Annotated in this window: 4 protein-coding genes, 1 pseudogene and 1 riboswitch; all 5 genes and pseudogenes read left to right on the top strand. The window is 45.7% G+C overall.

What is annotated here, in order from left to right:
• Positions 1–230 precede the first annotated feature (230 nt).
• Positions 231–713, top strand: a complete 483-nt coding sequence (rnhA, locus tag Q7P41_RS09215; RefSeq protein ID WP_303883703.1) for a ribonuclease HI — start codon at positions 231–233, stop codon at positions 711–713.
• Between the two features lie 119 nt (positions 714–832).
• Positions 833–932, top strand: a riboswitch (TPP riboswitch).
• 108 nt (positions 933–1,040) lie between these two features.
• Positions 1,041–1,826 (top strand): sulfide-dependent adenosine diphosphate thiazole synthase, encoded by a 786-nt coding sequence (locus Q7P41_RS09210; RefSeq protein ID WP_303883700.1) that lies wholly within the window; start codon positions 1,041–1,043, stop codon positions 1,824–1,826.
• Positions 1,827–2,006: 180 nt separating this feature from the next.
• The gene (locus Q7P41_RS09205; protein ID WP_303883699.1) at positions 2,007–2,417 is read left to right on the top strand and encodes a thioesterase family protein; all 411 of its coding nucleotides are present in this window, start codon (positions 2,007–2,009) and stop codon (positions 2,415–2,417) included.
• A 13-nt stretch (positions 2,418–2,430) separates the two neighbouring features.
• Positions 2,431–2,679 (top strand): ferredoxin family protein, encoded by a 249-nt coding sequence (locus Q7P41_RS09200; RefSeq protein WP_303883698.1) that lies wholly within the window; start codon positions 2,431–2,433, stop codon positions 2,677–2,679.
• A pseudogene (locus tag Q7P41_RS09195) lies at positions 2,666–3,022 on the top strand (2-oxoacid:acceptor oxidoreductase subunit alpha); the annotation flags it as partial. The gene Q7P41_RS09200 and the pseudogene Q7P41_RS09195, both read left to right, overlap by 14 nt.

Here is a 3,022-nt window from a genome sequence, read left to right as displayed (position 1 = left end):
TAATAATTTTATGTCCCTTCGTGGTAACTTTTGTGCCTCGCGTTTTGGGGCTGTAAAGAAAAGTTTCGCTAGCGGTGGACATATTTTAGGTCAACTGGAAAAGCTGTGGTACTTTCCTCATTGTGTCTGTTATGATGATAAAAGTGGATTCATATTTATGTCTCGGTTGGGGGTTAAGCGGACTATCGAGAAAAGTTGTATTTGGGAGAGGAGTATAGAAAATCAAGAAAATGAAGAAGGTGACAATTTATACCGATGGAGCATGTCTGGGAAACCCAGGTCCTGGAGGGTACGGCGTCGTGTTGCTTTACAACGGCCACAGAAAGGAAATATCGGGTGGCTTCAGGCTCACGACCAATAACAGGATGGAGATATATGCGGCCATAGTGGGATTAAGCGCGCTGAATTGCAGTTGCGAGGTGACGCTTTATACTGACTCCAGATATCTTGCTGACGCCATGAACAAAGGATGGGTCAGGCGTTGGAAGGCCAAAGGCTGGATGCGCAATAAAAAGGAAAAGGCGTTGAACGTGGATTTATGGAAAAAATTGTTAGAGCTGTGCGAGAAACACAAGGTTAAATTTATTTGGGTTAAAGGCCATGACGGCAATCCCGAAAACGAACGATGCGACGAGTTGTCCACATCTGCGGCGAGATTACCCGACTTGCCGGCGGATGAAGGATACGAGCGTTCAATAAAAAACAGCAAGTAAGCTATCCATATGGGTTGTTCGGCTACCCCCAAGAGTTTTTTCGGGGGGGTTAAAAATCGAGACTCAGCTTACTTGACTATAGTACAAAGAGAATAGTAAAATATTTTACGGAAATTAAATACGTCGCCAGGGGGTGCTTCGGTAAATCCGGGGCTGAGAGCATACCCCGAGTACTTGATCCAGGTAATGCTGGCGGAGGAATTGGCGAGCAAGAGAAGTTAAGCATTAGAAGAACTTTAAGGCCGCCAAAGGGCGGCTTTTTTTGTTGCTTCAACTTCCGTCACTTTCCTCTCCAGGTTTCATAACATTAAAGGAGGTTGTAGAACAATGAGGTTGGATGAACTCGTGATAACCAGAGCCATAGTCGACAGTTATTTCAAGAAGCTGACGAGCAATCTCGATGTGGATGTGGCGGTCGTAGGGGGTGGGCCGTCGGGCTTAGTGGCAGCGTATAAGCTTGCCAAGGCCGGCAAAAAGGTAGCCATTTACGAGCGCAGACTCAGCGTAGGAGGTGGGATGTGGGGAGGCGGAATGCTTTTTAACGAGATAGTTATACAAGAAGAGGCCAAACAAATTTTGGACGAGCTTGAGGTGAGGGCTTTTCCCTATGAAGTGCAGGGTTATTACACCGCTGATTCCGTAGAAGCGGTGAGCACTATCACCAGTAAAACCGTCAAAGCAGGGGCGGTGATATTTAACGGGATTAGCGTTGAGGACGTTGTAGTCCACGACGAAGGTCGCATACAAGGGCTTGTAATAAATTGGACGGCCATTGAAATGGCAGGGCTCCATGTCGACCCTTTATCGGTTCGTTGTAAGTATGTTATAGACGCTACCGGGCACGATACCGAAGTGGTCAAAGTGGTCGCTCACAAGATGCCTGGTAAGTTGTTAACTCCCACGGGTAATATAGAGGGCGAAAAATTCATGTTTCCTGACAGAGCAGAAAAGTTGACCATAGAAAACACCCGCGAGGTCTTCCCCGGACTTTATGTTGCTGGGATGGCAGTTAACGCTACATTTGGTGGTCCGAGAATGGGGCCAATCTTTGGAGGAATGTTATTATCCGGCGTGAAGGTTGCTGAAGATATTTTAAGAAACTTTGAGCCTTAAGGTGTGCTTTAGATTACTTATTTATTGATCCAAGGCCAAAGCATAGTTCAGGTAAATTGGGAGCGGGATTGTTTGACCATGGAGCCTTGCTCCAGATTTCCTAAGTCAAGAGCAGTTTATCAATTGAAAGAATTGCAAGATTATGGTAAATTTAAACAAACAATAGCGTAGGAGGTGTTAATGATGTTGGATATAACTCAGTATGTGCCACTTGGATTGGAAAGGACCGTTAAAAAGATTGTATCCGCTGATGATACCGTGGGTAACTCGTCGCTCTACCTAGAGCAATTTTTATCGACCTCTGCCTGTATAAACATGGTCGTGCGAATGGCGACGGAAGCTGTCGATAAAACTTTACCTGAAGGTTTTATTTCAGTCGGTTATCGTACTGAGATAACCCACGAAGAACCTACGATGATGGGAACCGAAGTTTCCTATAATATTACCCTCAAGGAGATAAACGGCAATAGATTGATCTTCGAATTTGAGATAAGCGATCACAAGGGCCTTGTGTGTTATGGAAAACACATCAGAGCCGTCGTTAACTATTCTAAACTACTGGAAAAAGCAAAGGAAAGAATGACTCAGTGAGGGGGAGTTGGTTTTGGCGTCACTTGACGGTGAAATAGATGTCGTAGAAAGCAAGGGATTTTGCATTGAAATAAGGCAAGATCGATGCAAGGGTTGTGAAATATGTGTGGAGTTTTGTCCAAAAAATGTCTTTGAAGCTGATAAGTTCGGTCGTCCAATTGTTCAAAGGTCCGAAGATTGCATAGGGTGCAACATCTGCTCACTACGTTGTCCTGACTTTGCAATTGAAGTCAAGCCGAAGGAGTGTCATGAAGTTGAGTAAAAAAACTGATTTTATTCTTGGTAACGAGGCGATGGTCGAGGGCGCATTAGTTGCAGGAGCTACGTTTTTTGCCGGTTATCCAATCACTCCTTCATCTGAGATTGCAGAAAGGGCTTCCAGGAGGTTGCCGCAAGTTGGCGGTTACTACCTTCAAATGGAAGACGAGATCGCAAGCATGGCTGCCATAATTGGCGCTTCCATAGGCGGTGCTAAGTCCTTCACGGCAACCTCCGGCCCTGGTTTCTCCTTGATGCAGGAAAATATCGGGCTAGCTGTCATGGCTGAGGTTCCTTGCGTGATAATAAATGTTCAAAGGTCGGGCCCGAGCACCGGCTTGGCCACT

The organism is Acetomicrobium mobile (genome assembly GCF_937920065.1).
This window is presented reverse-complemented; position numbering and strand designations above follow the sequence as displayed.